The sequence below is a fragment of the Phenylobacterium composti DSM 19425 genome (genome assembly GCF_059568645.1).
The window spans coordinates 482289-501127 of record NZ_JCANTT010000011.1 but is presented as its reverse complement, the minus strand read 5'-3'; the positions used below and the strand labels follow the sequence as shown (position 1 = coordinate 501127).

18 protein-coding genes are annotated in these 18839 nt (G+C 70.4%); 10 read left to right on the top strand and 8 right to left on the bottom strand.

Features of this window, described 5'->3' with window-relative positions; all coding sequences use genetic code 11:
• Positions 1 to 11: 11 nt before the first annotated feature.
• On the bottom strand, positions 12 to 1457 hold the full coding sequence (yczR, locus tag BO64_RS05410) for a MocR-like transcription factor YczR (protein WP_496402248.1): 1446 nt from the start codon (positions 1455 to 1457) through the stop codon (positions 12 to 14).
• 61 nt (positions 1458 to 1518) lie between these two features.
• On the opposite strand from yczR, the gene yczE reads away from it, so the two are divergent.
• On the top strand, positions 1519 to 2130 hold the full coding sequence (gene yczE, locus BO64_RS05405) for a membrane protein YczE (protein WP_496402247.1): 612 nt from the start codon (positions 1519 to 1521) through the stop codon (positions 2128 to 2130).
• 126 nt (positions 2131 to 2256) lie between these two features.
• Positions 2257 to 3732: a sigma-54-dependent transcriptional regulator gene (locus tag BO64_RS05400; protein WP_496402246.1), complete on the top strand. Its 1476-nt coding sequence runs from the start codon at positions 2257 to 2259 to the stop codon at positions 3730 to 3732.
• Here the strand turns inward: BO64_RS05400 and BO64_RS05395 are convergent.
• Genes BO64_RS05395 through gapR form a run of 3 tightly spaced genes read right to left on the bottom strand, consistent with a single transcriptional unit; the run spans position 3729 to position 5021 of the window.
• Positions 3729 to 4436: a ribonuclease T2 family protein gene (locus BO64_RS05395; RefSeq protein WP_496402245.1), complete on the bottom strand. Its 708-nt coding sequence runs from the start codon at positions 4434 to 4436 to the stop codon at positions 3729 to 3731. The genes BO64_RS05400 and BO64_RS05395 overlap by 4 nt on opposite strands.
• Positions 4429 to 4755, bottom strand: coding sequence for a hypothetical protein (locus tag BO64_RS05390; protein WP_496402244.1), 327 nt, complete (start codon positions 4753 to 4755; stop codon positions 4429 to 4431). The genes BO64_RS05395 and BO64_RS05390 overlap by 8 nt, the downstream gene beginning before the upstream one ends.
• Positions 4752 to 5021: a nucleoid-associated protein GapR gene (gapR, locus tag BO64_RS05385; RefSeq protein ID WP_496402243.1), complete on the bottom strand. Its 270-nt coding sequence runs from the start codon at positions 5019 to 5021 to the stop codon at positions 4752 to 4754. The genes BO64_RS05390 and gapR overlap by 4 nt, the downstream gene beginning before the upstream one ends.
• 134 nt (positions 5022 to 5155) lie before the next feature.
• Here gapR and folE point away from each other — a divergent pair, with 134 nt between their 5' ends.
• Complete coding sequence (gene folE / locus BO64_RS05380; RefSeq protein ID WP_496402242.1) at positions 5156 to 5743, top strand: GTP cyclohydrolase I FolE; 588 nt, start codon at positions 5156 to 5158, stop codon at positions 5741 to 5743.
• 156 nt (positions 5744 to 5899) lie between these two features.
• Here folE and ykgO read toward each other — a convergent pair whose 3' ends face one another.
• A complete protein-coding gene (gene ykgO, locus BO64_RS05375; RefSeq protein WP_496402241.1) occupies positions 5900 to 6025 on the bottom strand; it encodes a type B 50S ribosomal protein L36 in 126 nt (41 codons plus the stop codon).
• Positions 6026 to 6158: 133 nt separating this feature from the next.
• Here ykgO and BO64_RS05370 point away from each other — a divergent pair, with 133 nt between their 5' ends.
• Entirely contained in the window at positions 6159 to 7457 is a 1299-nt protein-coding gene (locus BO64_RS05370) for a lytic murein transglycosylase (RefSeq protein ID WP_496402460.1), read from the top strand.
• A gap of 26 nt (positions 7458 to 7483) precedes the next feature.
• Here the strand turns inward: BO64_RS05370 and BO64_RS05365 are convergent, their stop codons facing one another.
• Entirely contained in the window at positions 7484 to 8797 is a 1314-nt protein-coding gene (locus BO64_RS05365) for an MFS transporter (RefSeq protein ID WP_496402240.1), read from the bottom strand.
• Positions 8798 to 8918: 121 nt separating this feature from the next.
• On the opposite strand from BO64_RS05365, the gene motA reads away from it, so the two are divergent.
• The 4 genes from motA to BO64_RS05345 all read left to right on the top strand — a co-directional run bounded on the left by motA (position 8919) and on the right by BO64_RS05345 (position 12399).
• Positions 8919 to 9788 (top strand): flagellar motor stator protein MotA, encoded by an 870-nt coding sequence (gene motA / locus BO64_RS05360; RefSeq protein WP_496402239.1) that lies wholly within the window; start codon positions 8919 to 8921, stop codon positions 9786 to 9788.
• 106 nt (positions 9789 to 9894) lie between these two features.
• On the top strand, positions 9895 to 10125 hold the full coding sequence (locus BO64_RS05355) for a hypothetical protein (RefSeq protein WP_496402238.1): 231 nt from the start codon (positions 9895 to 9897) through the stop codon (positions 10123 to 10125).
• Positions 10126 to 10196: 71 nt separating this feature from the next.
• Positions 10197 to 11939, top strand: a complete 1743-nt coding sequence (mnmC2, locus tag BO64_RS05350) for a tRNA (5-methylaminomethyl-2-thiouridine)(34)-methyltransferase MnmC2 (protein ID WP_496402237.1) — start codon at positions 10197 to 10199, stop codon at positions 11937 to 11939.
• A gap of 43 nt (positions 11940 to 11982) precedes the next feature.
• The gene (locus tag BO64_RS05345) at positions 11983 to 12399 is read left to right on the top strand and encodes a DUF6491 family protein (protein ID WP_496402236.1); all 417 of its coding nucleotides are present in this window, start codon (positions 11983 to 11985) and stop codon (positions 12397 to 12399) included.
• A gap of 43 nt (positions 12400 to 12442) precedes the next feature.
• Here BO64_RS05345 and BO64_RS05340 read toward each other — a convergent pair whose 3' ends face one another.
• Entirely contained in the window at positions 12443 to 14896 is a 2454-nt protein-coding gene (locus BO64_RS05340; RefSeq protein WP_496402235.1) for a TonB-dependent receptor, read from the bottom strand.
• Between the two features lie 222 nt (positions 14897 to 15118).
• Here BO64_RS05340 and BO64_RS05335 point away from each other — a divergent pair, with 222 nt between their 5' ends.
• Positions 15119 to 16255 (top strand): zinc-binding dehydrogenase, encoded by a 1137-nt coding sequence (locus tag BO64_RS05335; protein WP_496402234.1) that lies wholly within the window; start codon positions 15119 to 15121, stop codon positions 16253 to 16255.
• Between the two features lie 204 nt (positions 16256 to 16459).
• Here the strand turns inward: BO64_RS05335 and BO64_RS05330 are convergent, their stop codons facing one another.
• On the bottom strand, positions 16460 to 16891 hold the full coding sequence (locus BO64_RS05330) for a hypothetical protein (RefSeq protein ID WP_496402233.1): 432 nt from the start codon (positions 16889 to 16891) through the stop codon (positions 16460 to 16462).
• A 218-nt stretch (positions 16892 to 17109) separates the two neighbouring features.
• Between BO64_RS05330 and BO64_RS05325 the strand changes: the two genes are divergently transcribed.
• Positions 17110 to 18822: a tetratricopeptide repeat protein gene (locus BO64_RS05325; RefSeq protein ID WP_496402232.1), complete on the top strand. Its 1713-nt coding sequence runs from the start codon at positions 17110 to 17112 to the stop codon at positions 18820 to 18822.
• The last annotated feature ends 17 nt before the right edge of the window (positions 18823 to 18839 follow it).

Sequence of the window (18839 nt, the reverse complement as noted above, 5' to 3'; positions counted from 1 at the left end):
CTGCCGCTGCGTCAGACCACCGCCCGGGCCACGGGCTCGGCGGGATGGGCCGCCTGGGGCCGCAGGCGTCCGTAGGCCGCGGCGAGGCGGTCGATGGCCTCGCTCATGGGCTCCGACGGCAGGGTGAACGGCAGGCGCACGAAGCGCTCGAAGGCGCCGTCCACGCCGAATCGCGGCCCGGCGGCGATGCGCACGCCATGCCGCTCGCAGGTGGCCGCCAGGGCGTTCGACACCGGCGCCGGCAGTTCGGCCCACACCGACAGCCCGCCCGGCGGCGGGCTCACCCGCCAGTCCGTAAGCCGCTCGGCCGCCAGCTTCACCAGGAGGTCCCGGCGCGCCCGCAAGTCCGCACGACGCGCGGCCAGCGCCGCCTCGTCGTCCTGCAGCAGGGCCGCAGCGGCCAGCTGCTCCAGCACCGGGGTGCCAAGGTCGATGGAGGCCCGCATCCGGCCGAGGGCGGCGATCATGTCAGGCTCGGCCCGGATCCAGCCAATCCGCAGCCCGCCCCAGAAGCTCTTGCCCGTGGACCCCAGTCGCACCACCGAGCCCGGCGGCTCGGCGAAGCCGTAGGAGGCCCGAAGGCCATCCAGCGCCAGATCGAGCATGGTCTCGTCGAAGACCACCACCGTGCGGGTCCGGGCACCGGCCGCGGCGATCGCCTCCCGGGCGGCGAAATCCATCCAGCGGCCGGTGGGGTTGTGGAAGTCCGGCACCAGATGCGCCAGACGCGGCGCGCTCTGCTGGAAGGCGGCGACGACGCCCTCAACGTCCCAGCCTTCGCCCGGCGGCAGGCTCACGGGCACCGGCCGGCAAGAGGCCCGCAGAATGGCGTCGATGGCGTTGGGATAGGTGGGGTGGTCGATCACCACCCGGTCGCCCGGCCCGGTCAGCAGGCGCAGCATCAGGGCCCAGGCATGCTGGGCGCCGTGCGTCACCAGCACCTGATCCGGCGCGGTCGGCAGGCCCCGGCGGGTGTAGCGGTCGGCGATGGCCTCGCGCAGGACCGGCAGGCCCACCGGCTCGTAGCCATGGTGAGGCAGGTGGGCCGGCAGCGCCTCGATGGCCTTGGCATAGGCCTGATGCACGAACTCCCCCGCCGGCATGGCCGCGACGATGAGGTCGATCACGCCCGGCTCGCTGGGGCGGATCAGTGGCCCGGCGTCGCGCTGGCCCGGCCCCGTCGGCAGCCGCGTGCGCGCCCCCGCGCCCTGACGACTCTGTAGGAATCCCTGCTCGCGCAGACGCGCGAAGGCGCCGGTGACCGTGGTGCGGCTGACCTCCAGGGCCGCCGCCAGCTCCCGCTCGCCAGGCAGCACCACATCCAGGGGCAGTCGCCCGTCAAGGATCAGCAGGCGCAGACCGTCGGCCAGCTGGCGATAGGCGGGGCCGGACTGATCGCTCCGCCACGCGCCCAGCAGGCGCGTGAGGGAAGCTGCCCGGATGCGGCGAGGAGACATGTGGCCACGCTACGCCAACTGGCCATTTATTCCAAGGCCAGTTGAGCCCACTTCGCTGACGATGATGATCCGCCGCCTGATCCAGCTGTTCGCCGGCCTCGCGCTGTACGGCTTCTCCGTCTCGGTGATGCTGGAGGCTGGCCTCGGCCTTGAGCCCTGGGGCGTGCTGAACGAGGGCGTCACCGGAAAGACGCCGCTGTCTTTCGGCCTGGTGGTCTGCCTGATCGGCGCCCTGGTGCTGCTCCTGTGGATTCCCCTGCGCCAGAAGCCGGGCGTCGGCACGATCGCCAATGTCATCGTCATCGGCCTGGCGGTTTACGCCACGGCCCCGCTGATCCCCGACATCGACGGCTCCCCACTGCGGGTCCTGTTCCTCGTCGTCGGCGTGCTGATGAACGGCCTCGCCGGCGGCCTCTACATCGGGGCGGGCCTCGGCCCCGGCCCGCGGGATGGGCTGATGACGGGCCTCGCCCGCCGCACCGGCTGGCCCCTGCGCCGGGTGCGGACGGGCATCGAACTGACGGTGCTGGCGGCAGGCGTGATGCTGGGCGGGACGGTGGGCGTCGGCACTGTGGTCTACGCCCTGGCCATCGGCCCGCTGGTCCAGGCCTTCCTGCGCCGCTTCGCCCTGCCCGAGCCGACGCCAAAGGCCACCTTGGCGCCGGTCGGATAACCCGGGCGCCGTTAACCTCCGACTCAGGTCTGCGAAACCCCGCCTTTACCCCTGCCCTGTATCAAACGGGGACAACAACGGTGTCGTCCAGAACGGTCGCCCGAGCCGAATGGGGTGGGTGTTTTCATGGCCAAAACGGTCCTGGTCGTCGATGACGACCCCACGCAACGCCGACTGATCCAGGCCGTCCTGGAACGCGAGGGCTTCGCGGTCGCGCACGCCGAGTCCGGCGACCAGGCGATCGCGCGTCTGGCGTCCGGCGGGGCGGCCGACGTGGTGCTGCTCGACCTCGTGATGCCGGGCATCTCTGGGCAGGACACGCTTGCGGAGATGCGCGCCCGCGGCTTCACCCAGCCGGTGATCGTGGTGACCGCCACGGGCGGCATCGACACCGTGGTGCAGGCCATGCAGGCCGGCGCCATCGACTTTTTCGTCAAGCCCGCCTCGCCCGAACGGATCATCGTCTCGATCCGCAACGCCCTGTCCATGGGCGCCCTGAAGGGCGAGGTGGACCGCCTCAAGAAGCACGCGAGCGGCCGCACCACCTTTGACGATCTGATCGGCGCCTCGCCCGCCATGGTCATGGTCAAGCGCCTGGGCGAGCGGGCCGCCAAGTCGGGCATCCCGATCCTGATCACGGGCGAGAGCGGCGTCGGCAAGGAGGTCATCGCCCGGGCCGTTCACGGCTCGTCCGACCGCGCCGGCAAGCCGTTCGTGGCGGTGAACTGCGGCGCCATTCCCGAGAACCTCGTCGAGAGCATCCTGTTCGGCCACGAGAAGGGCAGCTTCACCGGCGCCACCGACAGGCATCTGGGCAAGTTCCAGGAGGCCAACGGCGGCACCCTGTTCCTCGACGAGGTCGGGGAACTGCCCCTCGACATGCAGGTGAAGCTTCTGCGCGCCCTGCAGGAGAGCGAGATCGATCCCATCGGCGCCAAGCGTTCGGTGAAGGTGGACGTGCGCATCGTCTCGGCCACCAACCGCGACCTGTCCCAGGCCGTGGCCGAAGGCCGCTTCCGCGAGGATCTCTATTACCGCCTGAACGTCTTCCCCATCGAGGCGCCGGCCCTGCGCGAGCGCAAGGAGGACATCCCGGCGCTGGTCGACCACTTCATCCGCCGCTTCAATGTGGAGGAAGGCAAGGCCGTGGTCGGCGCGAGCCCGGAGACGCTGGCCTGCCTCACCGCCTTCGACTGGCCGGGCAATGTCCGCCAGCTGGAGAACACCGTCTATCGGGCCATCGTGCTGGCCGACGCCCCCTATCTGCAGCCGCACGACTTCCCGGCCATCTCGGGGATCGCCATGCCGCCGCCCGAGGCGGCGTCGGCGCCGGCGCCAGCGTCGGTCCCCTCGGCCGCCGAGCTCGCCGCGGCCCTGCCGGTTCCGGAAAGCCCGGTGCGCATCCTCGACCACAAGGGGCATATCCGCCCCCTGGAGGAAATCGAGCGCGACCTCATCCAGCACGCCATCGAGGTCTATGCCGGCCACATGAGCGAGGTGGCCCGCCGCCTCGGCATCGGCCGCTCGACGCTCTATCGGAAGGTCCGCGAGAACGGGCTGGAGAACCTGATCAAGGGCGGCGAGGCCAACGAGGCCGCCTAGCCGTTCCGCGCCGGCGCCCTCTGGCCCGCCCGGGGCGTCACCCGGATCACCACCTTGTCGGGCGTTCCCACGCCCGTGGGACAGGCGATGGGCCGGTATTTCAGGTCGTAGCAGATCCCCACTTCCTCGAAGCGGTTGCCGCTCGTCACCTTGATGCGGATGGCGTTCCGGTGAAGCCCGGGGTTCGCCGCCACGAACAGGCCCCGCAGCTCTCCGGCGGTCATGCTCCGCCCGGGCAGATCAGGCAGCCGCAAGCCGCGCATCAGGCTCGCCGCCTGCTGGAAATAGGCCTCGGGGCTCGTCCAGCCGCAGGTCCCGTGCGCGGCCCATTCGTGCTGCAGCAGATCGACCGACGGGGTCATGCACAGATGCCGGCGCACGGTGGCCGGCGCCAGCGGCGGGGCGGCGGCGCAGTAGCGCGGATGGGGGCCGCTCCGGGCGCTCGGCCAAAGGCCATGCAGGACGAAGCCGAAGCTGTTGTCCCGGCACTGAAGCGGATCGCGGCTCGTGCGGCAGTGCTCGGGCGACCAGCTGATGGCCAGCACATGATGGTCGGCCCGGGTCTTCGAGACCTCGCCCTTCGGCGGCGGCTTGGCCGGCGCGGGCTGTATGCGGTCAGGAAGGCGGCAGGTCTGGGCGAGCGCCGGCAGCGGGCTCAGGGCGAGCAGCAGGACGGCGGCGGCCAGCGCCGGACGTTCAGTCATCCGAGGTTCGCCTGCGTTTGAACGGTTTGCGCTGAAGCCCCTTCTTCTCACCCTTCGCCTTGGCGGCGATTTCCTTGAGCTTGACGGTCTGCATGACCGAAAGGGCCTGACCCGGCGCGCCCTTCTCGGGATCGGCGAAGGCGCGGCCGTAGGTCTTCACGCGTTCAGCGACGCTGCCGAGAAATTCGCCCTCCCAGTCGGAGAGCGTGACGCCCGCCTTGTCGGCGGTCCGGCGGGCGCGCTTGAGGGCGTTGAGGGCGGCGCGCTTGGCGGCCGCCTTCTGGGCCTCGTAAGGCGAGAGGGGCGCCTTGCGCTTCAAATCTCTCCGATCGCCGAGAGGTAGAGCTCGAGGATCGCCTCTTCCTCCTGCCGCTTGGCGCGGTCCTGCTTGCGGAGGCGGATCACTTTGCGCAGGACCTTCACGTCGAAGCCGTTGCCCTTGGCCTCGGCGAAGACTTCCTTGATCTGCTCGGCGATCTCGGCCTTCTCCTGCTCCAGGCGCTCGACGCGCTCGATGATGCTTTTCAGCTGCCCCTGGGCGGTGGCGTTCAGCACGTCGGAATGGGCGGAAGCGTCGTCAGCCATGGCTAAGCTCTATCTCATGTCGAGGGCGGCAGGGAAGGCGCGGTCTATTAGCGGCCCGCGAGGGGACTGTCATGCAGGCATGAACCTCGACTAGAACCTGTCCGTTGAGACGCATCGACGCGGAAGGTTCTGACATGTCCGAAGGCAAGCGGCGCCCGACCGAGGAGGAAGCCCTGGCGGCGGTCCGGACCCTCATCGAATGGGCCGGCGACGATCCCGACCGGGAAGGCCTGCTCGACACTCCCAAGCGGGTCGTGAAGTCCTACCGCGAGCTGTTCTCCGGCTACGAAACCGATCCGCGGGAATATCTGCAGCGCACCTTCGACGAGGTGGGCGGCTACGACGAGCTGGTGATCTTGAAGGACATCCGGGTGGTCAGCTTCTGTGAGCACCACATGCTGCCGTTCCTCGGGAAGGCCCATGTGGGCTACCTGCCCCGCAACCGCGTGGTCGGCATCTCAAAGCTCGCCCGGGTGGTGCACGGCTTCGCCCGCCGCCTGCAGATCCAGGAGAAACTCACCGCCGAGATCGCCGAGGCCATCCAGGACATCCTCGATCCCAAGGGCGTGGGCGTGGTGATCGTGTCCGAACACTCCTGCATGACCATGCGCGGGGTGAACACCCCGGGCTCGCGGCTCACCACCAGCCACCTGCTGGGCGAGGTGCGGGACGATCCCCGCACCCGGCAGGAATTCTTCGACCTGGTGCGCAACGGGGTCTGACGGCCTCGGCGGCGGCGCCGAACCCATGATGCAGACATGCCAAAGGAACCGGTCCAGATCGGCCGGTTCCTTGAAACTCCTGGCGTGGAGCGTGCGCGCGTCGCGCACAAGACACAGCCGAGGCTCGCTCACGAGCCTCCGGCGCGCCCGGCCTGCTTAGCCTTGCTTGGCCTTGTAGCGCGGGTCGGTCTTGTTGATGACGTAGATGCGGCCCTTACGGCGCACGAGCTTGCAGTCGCGGTGGCGCGTCTTGAGCGACTTGAGCGAGCTTCTGACCTTCATGACCGTATACATCTGGGGGGCGGTGAGGCCCCGGTTTCAACAGGAGGGCGCGCATATACGGGGGCAGGCGGCTTTCGTCAACCTGACGGCGTTGTGATTGGGGCTTGGCCCGCCCCGGACTAGATATCCAATGATGCGTCGTCGTTACCTGCTCGCCCTCTATGTCCTCGCCGGCTGCGCCAGCCCGCAGAGGCCGCTCCCGCCCGACATCGCCCCGGAACCGCCCCCCGCGGAGGCGCCCGCGCCTGCGCCTGCGCCATCCCCCGCGCCTTCGGTGACGCCGCCCACGGCCTCGGGCGACATGATCTTCGACGCCTGGGCCGCGGACTTCCAGGGCCGGGCCCTGGCTGCGGGGATTCGGCCCGACGTCCTGCAGCGCGAGATGGCCGGCCTCACGCCCGACCCGCGGGTGGCCGCCCTCGACAGCCGCCAGCCCGAATTCTCCCGGCCAGTGAGCGCCTATCTCAAGGGCGTGGTGACGGCCGATCGGGCGGACGTGGGCCAGCGGCGCCGGGCGGACGTGACCGAATTTCCGGCCATCGAGGAGCGCTACGGCGTCCCCCGCGAGATCCTGATCGGCATCTGGGCGCTGGAAAGCAGCTTTGGCGCCATCCAGGGCGACATGGACGTGATCCGCTCGGTGGCCACCCTGGCCGCCCAGGGCCGCCGCCGGGCCTGGGCCGAGGGCGAGCTGATCGCGGCGCTCAAGATCATCCAGTCGGGCGAGCATCCGCGCTCGCGCCTGAAGGGCTCCTGGGCCGGGGCCATGGGCCAGACCCAGTTCATTCCCTCGACCTTCCTCTCAACCGCCGTCGACTTCGACGGCGACGGCCGGCGCGACATCTGGGGCTCGCGCGCCGACGCCCTGGCCTCGGCCGCCAACCTGCTGGCCAAAGGCGGCTGGGTGCGTGGCCAGAGCTGGGCCCGGGAGGTCACCGTCCCCGAAGGCTTCGACTATAGCCTCACCGAAGGCCCCAGGCTGACGCCCGTGGAATGGGCCGCGCGCGGCGTCGTCCGCGCCGATGGCCAGCCCTGGGCCGAGGCCGACCAACAGGCCCAGGCCCAGCTGGTGGCGCCTGCGGGCGCCAAGGGGCCGCTCTTCCTGCTGTTCCCCAACCACTTCGCCATCCGCAAGTACAACAACAGCCTGGCCTACGCCCTCGGGGTCGGAATGCTGGCGGACAGCTTCCTGGGCTCCGGCGGCGTCGTGCGCCCCTGGCCGCAGGAGCAGCCGCTGGCGCTGGTTGACCGGATGACCGCGCAACGGGCCCTCAACGCCCTGGGCTTCAACGCCGGAACACCCGACGGGGTGGTGGGCATGAACACCCGCACGGCCCTGCGCGCCTGGCAGAAGGCCCGCGGCCTGGTGGCCGACGGCTATCTGTCGCCCGAAATGGTGCAGAAACTGAAGGCCGAGGCCGGCGTCAGCTAGACTACGGAAGACGACGCCTTCAGTGGCTAAACCCCGCCCTCGTCCCGCTTTTCCAGGGTGGCCGCCGTGGCGGCTTCGCGGGACGCCGGCTCGGGGTCGGCGTTCCTGAGCTGCGGATTGCGGAAGGCGTAGGCCAGCATGGTCACCATCAACGCCGTGTTCAGCAGGAACGGCGCCGACCCGATGTGCTGGTAGAGCCAGACGAACAGCGGAGCGAGCACCACATTGATGCCGTTCACCGCCGCGATGAGGCCAGCGACCCGGGCCTGTTCGCCCATGCTCACGGCGATGGACGAGCCGGCGGTGAATCCTGGCCGGGCGAAGCCGAAGCCGAGGCTGGAGATCGCATAGCCGGCCACCACCACGTAGTAGTCGGGGGCCAGGGCGACAGCCAGGTTGCCCACCGCCGCCACGCCCACGCCCCAGCGCAGCAGCTGGCGGGGCGTCATCTGGAACATGCGGATCAGGCCCCATTGGGCGAGCAGTCCCGCGAGGGCGCCGAACATCATGGCGATGGCGATGAAGTACTGCGCCTCGGTGGGCGACATGCTGAGCTTGTCGATGATCAGGAAGCCCAGGGTCTGGGCCTGGGCCGTCTGGCAGGTGGCGACGATGAAGCCGTAGATCAGGAAGGGCGTGACCCGCCGGTCGCGCCACATGGGCGGCTCCTTGGGCGCGCCGGCCACCACCGGCTTGAGCGGCCGCTTCGCCTCCTTCGGTACGGGCGTCTCGGGCAGGAAACGCCAGACCACGAACAGCATGCCCGCCGCGATCAGGGCGAAGGTGAACAGGGGGCCCGCCAGCCCCACCACCGGATAGACGAACAGCGGCGCGAGGAACGGGCCAATGACGGTGCCGAGGCCGAAGGCGCCCGCGAGGCTGGCCATGGCCTGGGTCCGTTTCTCGGGCGCAGTGCGTTCGGCCACATAGGCCTGAGTGGCCGGGTTGGACGCCGCCCCGAAGAGGCCGAACAGCGCCCGGGCCACCAGGAACAGGCCGAAGATCACCATCGGCGCAGCCCAGTGGCGCAGGCCTGCGCTGACCACCACGCCGCACAGGGCCATGGAGACCATGAAGCCGGACAGGCCGACCATCATCAGGGGCTTGCGGCCGTAGCGGTCCGAGGCCCTCGCCCACCAGGGCGAGGAGACGGCCCACAGCACCGCCGAAAGCGAGAAGATCGCCGCCACCATCGGGTCCGGGATGCCGATCGAACGGCCGATGGCGGGCAGAACCGAGATCAGCCCGGTATTGCCAAGCGCTGTCGCCAGGGAAACGCCGAAGATGATGGCGAACGGCCGGCGGGATATGCCGCCCTGGGAGGACGCGGTGCTGGACATCGCCGCCCCGCTTACGCCGGAACCTGCGTCGCGCAAACCCCTTCGCGCAACACTGCTACGGCGCCGCTCACGGGACATTAAACATTAACCCCGATGCTGCCGGCCACCTTCGGGGGAGTCCATGTTCCAGATCGTCGGCATCGTGCTGCTGTTCGTGCTCGTGTTCGGCAGCTACATCATCTCGGGCGGCAACATGGGGGTGATCCTCCACGCGTTGCCGCATGAGCTGATGGCTATCGGCGGCGCCGGCGTGGCCAGCTTCCTGATCGCCAACTCGATGCCGGTCATCAAGGCCACGGCCAGCGGCCTGGGCAAGGTGTTCTCGGGCCCCAAGTGGAAGGCGTCCGACTATCGCGACCTGCTCAGCCTGCTGTTCCTGCTCACCAAGACCATGAAGTCCAAGGGCGTCATCGCCCTGGAAAGCCACATCGAGAACCCCACCGAAAGCTCGATCTTCACCCGCTTCCCGAAGATCATGAAGGATCACTTCGCCATCGACTTCATCTGCGACACCCTGCGGATGATGACCATGAGCCTGGAGGATCCCCATCAGGTCGAGGATGCGATGGAGAAGCAGCTCGACAAGCACCACCACGAGGCCCTGGCGCCCAGCCACGCCCTGCAGAGCCTCGCCGACGCCCTGCCGGCCCTGGGCATCGTGGCCGCCGTACTGGGGGTCATCAAGACCATGGGCGCCATCACCGAGCCGCCGGAAATCCTCGGCCAGATGATCGGCTCGGCCTTGGTGGGCACGTTCCTGGGCGTGTTCCTTGCCTATGGCCTGGTCGGCCCCATGGCCACACGCCTGAAGGAGATCGTCGAGGAGGAAGGCGCCTTCTACCGGATCATTCAGTCGGTGCTGGTGGCTCACCTGCACGGCAACGCCGCCCAGATCTCGGTGGAAATCGGCCGCGGCAGCGTTCCCTCCGGCGCCCAGCCCAGCTTCCTGGAGCTGGAAGAAGCCCTGTCGAACATCCCCAACGAGGCCTGACCGCCGCCCGGCGCGGCCTTGTCGCGCCCAGGGGCGGCCGCCTATCTCCTGCCGGCGCGGCGGCCATCGCACCGCGCCCATCACATCGAGGAAGGACCAGCCGCACATGACCCACGAACTCCTCCGCCGGCTGCTCGTGGCGGGCGCAGCCGTCGCCGCCCTGGCCGTGGCCGCCTGCTCGAAGACCGAGGGCTCGGGGACGCCCGAGACCACCGAAGCCGCGGAACTGCCGGCCGACGCCGAGGCCGCCATGGAGGCCGCCGCCGCCGATGCGGCCTCCGCCGCGGGCGATACGACCGAAGCACCCGCCGCCGAGGCCCCGGCCGAGAACCGCTAAGCGCGGGGCGAGGTTTGCCTTAAACGAGGGCCGCCTGCACAAGGCGGCCCTTTTCCATGCCCGAAGACGCCATGACCGGAAGCCCGCTTGACTGGACCCCCGACGGCCAGCCCCGCTCGCGGCTGTTCGGCGATGTCTATTTCTCGTCCGAAGACGGGCTGGCCGAGACACGGGCCGTTTTCCTGCAAGGGTGCGGCCTGCCCGAGGCCTGGGCGAGCCGGCGCCGGTTCACCGTGGCCGAACTCGGCTTCGGCACCGGCCTCAACATCGCCGCCCTCCTCGACCTCTGGCGCCGCACCCGCCCGCCGCAAGGGCGGCTGCACGTGTTCACGGTGGAAGGCTTTCCGATCAGCGCCGACGAGGCGCGGCGGGCGCTGTCGCGCTGGCCTGAACTGGCCGAGGTGACCACGGCCCTCGCCGACCGCTGGCCCGGCCGCGCCCGTGGCCTGCACCGGATCGAGCTGCCCCACCTCGCGGCCATCGTCGACGTCTACGTCGGCGATGTGGCCGAGGCCCTGACCGGCTGGACGGGCCGGGCCGACGCATGGTTCCTCGACGGCTTCTCGCCCGCGCTCAATCCGCAGATGTGGGCCGACGAGATCCTGGCGCTGGTGGGCGCATGCTCCGCCCCGGGGGCGAGGGCCGCCACCTTCACCGTCGCCGGTCAGGTGCGCCGTGGGCTGGCCGCCGCCGGCTTCGCCGTGGAGAAGCGGCCGGGCTTCGGCCGCAAGCGCGAGCGGCTCGAGGCCCATTTCCCCGGCAAGGCCCACGACCCGGCCGCCCGGCGGGTGGCCGTTGTCGGCGCGGGGATCGCGGGCGCCGCCGCCGCCCGGGCCGTCCGCGCCCTCGGCGGCGAAGCGACCATCTTCGAGGCGGAAGGCCCTGGGGCGGGCGGCTCGGGCAATCCCGCCGCCCTGGTGACGCCCCGTCTGGACGCCGGGCTGGGCGTCCCCGCCGCCCTCTTCGCCCGCGGCTTCGCCCGGGCCGTCGGCCTCTATCGAGACCTTCCCGATGCCCTGATCGCCGAGGGCGTCCTGCAGTTGGCGATGGCCGAGCGCGATACGGCCCGGTTCGAGAAGATCGCCGCCTCCGACCTCTTCGAGCCGGACAGCCTCGCGGTCCTGCCGCCCGAGGCGGTCGCCGCCCGCCTCGGCGCCCCGGCCCCGGCGGCCCTCGACCAGCGGCAGGCCCTGGTGATCGAGCCCGCCCACGTCCTCGCCGCCTGGACGGGAGACATGCGCCGTGCCCGGGTCAGCGACCTTGCGGCCCTCGAGGCCGACGCGGTGATCATCGCCGCCGGCCTCAGCGCCCGGGACCTGGCGCCAGACCTGCCGCTCCAGCCGGTGCGCGGCCAGGCAAGCTGGGCGGCGCGCCCGGCCATCGGCGCGGCCCTCGCCTGGGGCGGCTATGCGATCCCGACCCGCGACGGCGTGCTGTTCGGGGCCACCCACGACCGGGACGACGCTGGGGCCGATCTGCGGCCCGAGGACCACGCCCGCAACCTGGCTGTCCTGGCCAAGGTCCTGCCGGACCTGGCCGCCCGTCTCGCCGATGCGCCGCTGGAAGGCCGCGCCGCCGTGCGCGCCGCCACGCCGGACCGTCTGCCCGTCGCAGGCCAGGTCGGCTCGCCCGGCGTCTTCGCCCTGACGGGCTTCGGCTCGCGCGGCTTCGCCATGGCCCCGCTGCTGGCCGAGCATGTGGCGGCCCTGGCCCTGGGCGCGCCTTCGCCCCTGACGGCGGCGGCGCAAGACCTCGTCGCCCCCTCCCGTTTCGCCAAGCGGCGCCGTTCCGGAACCGGTGAAGCCTCCCTATAATCACGGGCGCTCGGGGGACATTCCTTCACCAAGGAACCGAGACATGAAGATCAGAACCAGCATCGCCGCCGCCGCGCTCGGGCTCGTGGCGCTCGGCCTCGCCGCGCCACAAGGCGCGACGGCCAAGTCGCCCGTGGAAGCCGAGGCTCCGGCCAAGCCGAAACGGCAGTGCTTCTGGGCCAGCGAGGTCAACAACTTCGCCGCCCAGGACGACCGCGTGGTGAACGTCCGCGTCGGAGTCCGCGACGTCTATCGCATGGAGATCTTCGGGACCTGCCCGGAGATCGACTGGACCCAGCGCATCGCCCTGGTGGCCCGCGCCGGCAACTCCATCTGCCAGGGCCTGGACGCCGAGATCATCACGCCCTCGCCCATCGGTCCGCAACGCTGCCTGGTGCGCGAGATCCGCAAGCTGACCCCTGCCGAGATCGAGGCCCTGCCGCGCAAGGCCCGGCCCTAGGGTCTGGGTCACGGGGCGCCGTCTTCGGCGCCCCGCATTCCGCTCAGTAGTTGAACCGCAGGGTCAGGCCGTAGGTCCGCGCCTGGCCCAGGAAGGCGTTGAACGAGCCCGGCTGGAACGGGGCGTCATAGGCCACCTGGTAATAGACTTCGTCGAACAGGTTCTGGGCCCAGGCCTCCAGGCTCCAGCGGTCGTCCTGGGAGCCGATGGCTACCCGGGCGTTCACCACGGTGTAGCCGGGCTGGTTCTTGATCGGATGGAGGTCCGAGCCGGTGTTGTATGACGAGACGCTCTTGGCGTTGACGGCGATCCGGCCCATGAGGTCGGCCGTCAGGTCGCGCTCATAGGTGACCGCCAGCGAGCCCGACCACAGCGGCGCCAGCGACAGGCGCGCGCCGGGCAGGTTACCGCCGAGCGCCACAGGCGTGCTCTCGGGATAGTAGGTCTCGGCATAGGTCACGCCGCCGTTGAGGGTCAGCCCCTCGATGGGCGTGAACCACAGGAAATCCACGTCCACGCCCTTCGACACCACCTTCGGCACCGAGGTGACGGTGAAGACCAGGCCGTTGAAGGCGTTGAGCTGGAAGTCGCTGTAGTCCTGATAGAAGACCGTGGCGTTCAGCAGCAGCGAGTTGTCGAGCAGGGTGTTCTTCACCCCGACCTCGTAGGAATCCACCGTCTCCGGGGCGAAGCTGGTGTCCAGCACCGGCGCGGTCGCCTGGCCGGGAACCGTCTGCACCGTGGAGGCGATACGGTCGAGGTTGAAGCCGCCGGCCTTGTAGCCCCGGGCGTAGGACGCATAGGCCAGGACCGCTTCATTGAACCGGAAGGCGGCCTTCACCGTGCCGGTGAACTTCTCCTCCTTGAGGTCCTGCACATTGCGGCCGATCTGGGCGAAGCGCGGATTGCCCGCGGTGGAGCAGATCAGCTGGTAGGGCCCGCTGCCGAGCAGACCGCCGGCCTGGATCAGCGCCCCGTTGGCGGGAACCGGGCCGCCGATCGCCTGGGCCCGGGCCAAGGCGGTGGCGCAGCCGATCGCGCCGTCGCTGTTGCGCCAGAAGGTGACGAGGTCCTTCTCCTCCCAGGTGTAGCGGGCGCCCGCCGTCAGCTCGAGTTGCTCGGTCACCTGGAAGCTGTTGTTGGTGAAGAGGGCGAAGCCCTGCTCCTTCTGGTGATAGTCGTCGTCCTGCCCGTTGCCGGCGACCCAGGTCGAGCCGTCCGCCGGCCGGCCCGTGAACAGGGGCAGCTGATTGCTCAGCAGGGCGCTGAGGTAGGGCTCGAACTGCCGCCCGTAGCCCACCGTCCGGACGTGGAGATCAAGGTCCTCCTCGGAATAGAAGGCGCCGATGAGCCAGTTCAGCCGCTCGGTGCTCCCGGCGTAGCGCACCTCCTGGGTGAAGGTCTTGAAGGTGGTCGAGCCGGGGTCGGGATCCTCCAGGCCCGGTGAGTAGAGAATGTCCGCCGCAGTCCAGTCGACGTCCGTCCCGCCCTTCTGCCGCCACTTCCGGTAGGCGGTGATGGAAGTCAACTGGGCGCCGCCGAGCCAGGGCGTTTCCCAGTCGGCCTGCAGCGAGATCCCCTTGTCGGTGATCTTCTTCTTGAAGCTCCGGTTGCTGTAGTCGCGGAACTCGTCGATGTCCGGCGGGTCGGCGAGACCGCCGGGAGCCAGGGCGCTGATGATGGCCGCCGTGGGGCCGTTGAAGATCTGCACCGCCCCGCAGCAGCTTTCGTCCCGGCGGGTGTAATCGGCCGCCACATTGATCTGCAGCCTGTCCGTGGGCTCGAACAGCACCTGCAGGCGGCCGGTGTAGAAGTCCTGGTCGTTGATGTCGGGGTTGTTGGCGTTCTTGTAGTAGCCGTCGCGCTCCCGGGCGGCGACGTATAGCCGGGCGGCCACCTGATCGCGCACCAGGGGGCCGGTCATGCCGATGGCGGCGCCAAAGCCCTCATAGTTGCTGATGGTGACCTCGGAGGTGGCGTCGAAGTCCATCTCCGGCCGCTTGGTCATGATGTTGATGACCCCGGCGGTGGTGTTCTTGCCGAACAGGGTGCCCTGCGGCCCTTTCAGCACCTCGATCCGCTCGGGCTCGCCCAGGTCGCTGAAGGCGACGCCGTTCCGCGGCCGGTACACCCCGTCGATCACCACCCCTACCGAGGACTCCAGGCCCGGGTTGTCGCCCACCGTGCCGATCCCACGGATCCGGGCCGTGGTGATGGCTGCGCTGCTGGTGGAGGTGACCGTGAGGCCCGGCGCTGCGATGGTCAGGTCCTTGATGTCGCGGATGCCCGCGTCGCGCAGCTGCTGGGCGTTCACCGACGTCACCACGATGGGCACGTCCTGCAGGCTCTGTTCCCGGAGCTGGGCGGTGACCACCACTTCGTCGATGGTCCGGGGCGTCGAGGCCGCCGGCGCCTGGGCCGCCGCCTCACCAGCTGCACCGACGACCAGAACCGCGGCTACGGCGGACGTACTGCAGAGAATCCCGCGCTGCATCATGGTTTTCCTCCCCTCGGCCGCCTCTGGAGTGGGCGGCCTGAGTGAGGGAAGTACGGATCATTTGTTTCAGCTTCGCCACACAAATTTCATCGTTATCCTACCGAAGTTTCTAAGACGCGACCCGGACGCCACATCTTTTCCTAAGAGGGCTTCTGCTTGGCCGCGGAGGGCCCTATGTGACGTCGGCAGGCGGAAGCCGCCGCGTGAACGGGAGGGATATCGATGCCGCAAGGCCATGGGCTGGAGCTGCGCACGCTGGTGCGCGAGGACGGGCTTCTGGAGCTGTCCCTGGCGGAGGTTCCCATCCCCGAGCCGGGCCCTGACGAGATCGTCGTGCGGGTCGAGGCCTCGCCCATCAATCCCTCCGACCTGGGCCTGCTGCTTGGCCCGGCCGACCTTTCGACCCTGAAGGCTTCCGGCACGGCCGAGCGCCCGGTGGTCACCGCCGCCCTCTCGCCCGCGGCGATGAAGGCCCTCGCCGCCCGGGTCGGCGAATCCCTGCCGGTGGGCAACGAAGGTGCGGGCGTGGTGGTGAAGGCCGGCGCCTCCCCCGAGGCCCAGGCGCTCATGGGCCGGACGGTGGCGATGATCGGCGGGGCCATGTACGCCCAGTACCGCCGTGTGCGCGCCGCCGACGTCCTGCCGCTGCCGGCCGACGCCACGCCGGCCGACGGCGCCTCGTGCTTCGTCAACCCGCTGACCTCTCTCGGCATGGTGGAGACCATGCGCCGGGAGGGTCACACCGCCCTCGTCCACACCGCCGCCGCCTCAAACCTCGGCCAGATGCTGGTGCGCATCTGCCAGGCCGATGGCGTGCCCCTGGTGAACATCGTCCGCAGCCCCGCCCAGGAGAAGCTGCTGCGCGACCAGGGCGCGGAGCATGTGCTGGACTCGACCGCGCCCGACTTCACCGCCCGCTTGACCGAGGCCGTGGCCGCCACCGGCGCCACCCTGGCCTTCGACGCCATCGGCGGCGGCCGGCTGGCCAGCCAGATCCTCTCGGCCATGGAGCAGGCCGCCAACCGCGGCGCCGCCTACAGCCGCTACGGGTCCAACACCTACAAGCAGGTCTATATCTACGGCGGCCTCGACACCGGCCCCACCGAACTGGTCCGCAACTACGGCATGGCCTGGGGCATCGGCGGCTGGCTCCTGACGCCCTTCCTGGCCAAGATCGGCCCCGAGGCCGCCCAGCGACTGCGCCAGCGCGTGGCCGCCGAGCTGAAGACCACCTTCGCCAGCCGCTACACCGCCGAGATCGGCCTGGCCGAGGCGCTGGACCCGCAGGTGATCGCCGCCTACGCCCGCCGCGCCACCGGCGAGAAATACCTGATCAACCCGCAGAAGGGCCTGGGCTGATCCCAAAAAACGGACCATCGGCCCCGCGACCGGCGACAGGCGCCGGTGCGGGGCCGATCCTGACCTGCGGCGGCGTTCAAAACCGCAGGCCAAGACTGTGGGCTTCCAGGGTTCCGAACCCTCGAAGCCGGCGAGGCGTTGCCCCGCCCTAGCTCTCCTCCTCGCCTTCCGGCGGCCTCCCCCGACGCCCCCCTTTGACGCCTCCTAGTGACGCCGCCGGCTGGCCTCCACCAGGGCGCGACCCGAGAGAACGTGGCCGCCGCCCACGTCCTCCAGCGCCACCGGCGGCGACGGCTCGAAATGGATGGTCTTGGCGTCCCGGACGAGGGCCGCGGCCATCTGGTTGTTGGCGGCGTGGGCCCGCACGCCCCGGCACCAGTCCGGCAGTGGACCGCGCCAAGCCGCCGAGATCGGGGTCAGCACCTGCAGCACCACCCCATGCGGCTCGTCAGCCTCGAAGTTGAAGTCCCAGATCCCGTCGGCCGGCGGCGCGTAATAGGCCCAGGGCGACAGGCGCGGCCGCGTCCAGCCGCTGGTGGACGCAAGCCCCAAGGCGGAGACGACCAGTTGGCGCCCGACCGCGGGAAAGTCCGCCGCATGGGCGTCAGTGCGGTCGATGAAACTGATGAGGGCCATGGGCCGCCTCCGCTGTTCGGCGTCTCCCAGGAAACCGTGGGGTGGCGGCGCGGGCCGGTACGCAGCCCGTCGCCGCCAGGGTCTTCCTAAGAAACGAGAGCAGGATGAGACGCCATGGTCCCCGCCACGTGAGACCAGCGTTCCGGCTCCGTGAAAAGAACGTGATTTGCACGTGGGACTTGGTACCGTCGCCTTGCGCTGACGGGGGGCGCAGGGGGATGAAGCGGACAGGGCCCGCCTTCACGCTCAAGCTCATGGGCAGCTTCCGTCTTTCGGGAGCGGGGGGCGAGCGTATCGAGATCGCCAGCCGCAAGGGGATGGCTCTGATCGCCATGCTCGCCACCTCCGCCGACGGCGAACGCGCCCGGGCCTGGCTGCAGGACCGGCTGTGGGGCAGCCGGCAGCCCAAGCAGGCGCAGGACAGCCTGCGCCGCGAACTGCATGAACTGCGCGATCTCCTGAACTGCGGTCCCGCGCCCCTGCTCGGGGCCGACCGCCGCCGCGTGTGGCTCGACCTCGACAACCTGGCCGTGGACGTGCGCGGCGACATCCCCATGCCGCCCGCCGGGGCGCACGAGTTCCTGGAAGGTCTCGACATCCCGGGCGAGGACGGCTTCGAGGACTGGCTGCGCGAGGAGCGCCGCATCCGCGCCGAATGGCCGGCGTCTGCGCCCACGCCCGAGCCCTTGCCGTCCCGCGTCGTCGACGTCTCGCAGCCGGCCCCCGGCTTCAAGGGCCAGCCGGCGCTCGCGGTCCTGCCCTTCGCCAACCTCACCGGAGATCCCGGCAACGACTACCTGGCCGAAGCCCTCGGCGACGATCTCATCGACCGCCTCTCGCGCCTGCGCTGGCTGCCGGTGATCGCCCGCACGTCCAGCTTCGCCACCGCCGCCACGCCCCTGGACCATGCCGCCATCGGCCAGCGGCTGGGCGCCAAATACCTGTTCGAGGGGCGCTTGCGCCGGGCCGGCGACGGCTACGGCCTGGCCGTGGAGCTCAGCGAAGCCGCCACCCGCCGGGTGCTGTGGTCCGACCGGATCGAGGCGCCGCAGATCTTCACCCCCAAGGTCCAGGCCGAGATCGTCGCCCAGCTCGTGGGGGCGCTGGACACCCGGATCGACGCCGCCGAACAGCTGCGGGCGCGCACCGAGCCGCCCCGCGACGCCCAGGTCAGCGACCTCATCTGGAAGGGGCGCTGGCACATCAACCGCCTCACCCGCGAGGACGCCGAACAGGCCCGCGCCGCCTTCGCCCGCGCCCTGGAGCGGGAGCCCGGCTCGGCCGAAGCGCTGATCCAGTCGGCCTGGGCGCTGGGCCGATCCATCTGGGCCGAGCGGCGCTCCGAGGCGCAGGTCCAGGAAATGCGCGAGCTCGCCCAGCGGGCCATCCGCGCCGACCCCGACGACAGCCGCGGCCACTGGCTGGCGGGCGTGGCCGAGATGTGGCTGCGCCGTCCGGAGCGCGCCAAGACGTTGCTACGGCGCGCCATCGAACTCAATCCCAGCCTCGCCGAGGCGCACTCGGCCCTGGGCGACACCTATCTGTGGAACGGCGAGCCCGAACTCGCCCTGCAGTCGCTGCGCGCCTCACTGCGGCTCAATCCCACCGACCTCATGGTCTTCACCATGCTCAGCGCCATGGCCACCGCCTACTGGATGCAGGGGCGCTTCGCCGACGCCGTGGACCTGGCCGAACAGTCGGTCGTCCGTCGCCCGGGCTACTGGTACGGCCACGCCGTGAAGATCGCCGCCCTGATGGACGACGGGGCGCGGGCGGCCGGCGCCCAGGCCTGGCGCGACCTCATGGCCGCCAAGCCGGGGTTCCGGCTGGAGGCGTTGGACTGGGTGCCGTTCATCGACTGCGCCTGGAACGGGCGGATGAAGAAACTTCTCGAAGAGGCCGCGGCCCTGGCCGCGGCGCCTGACGGCTAGCGCCGCCGGGCTTGTGA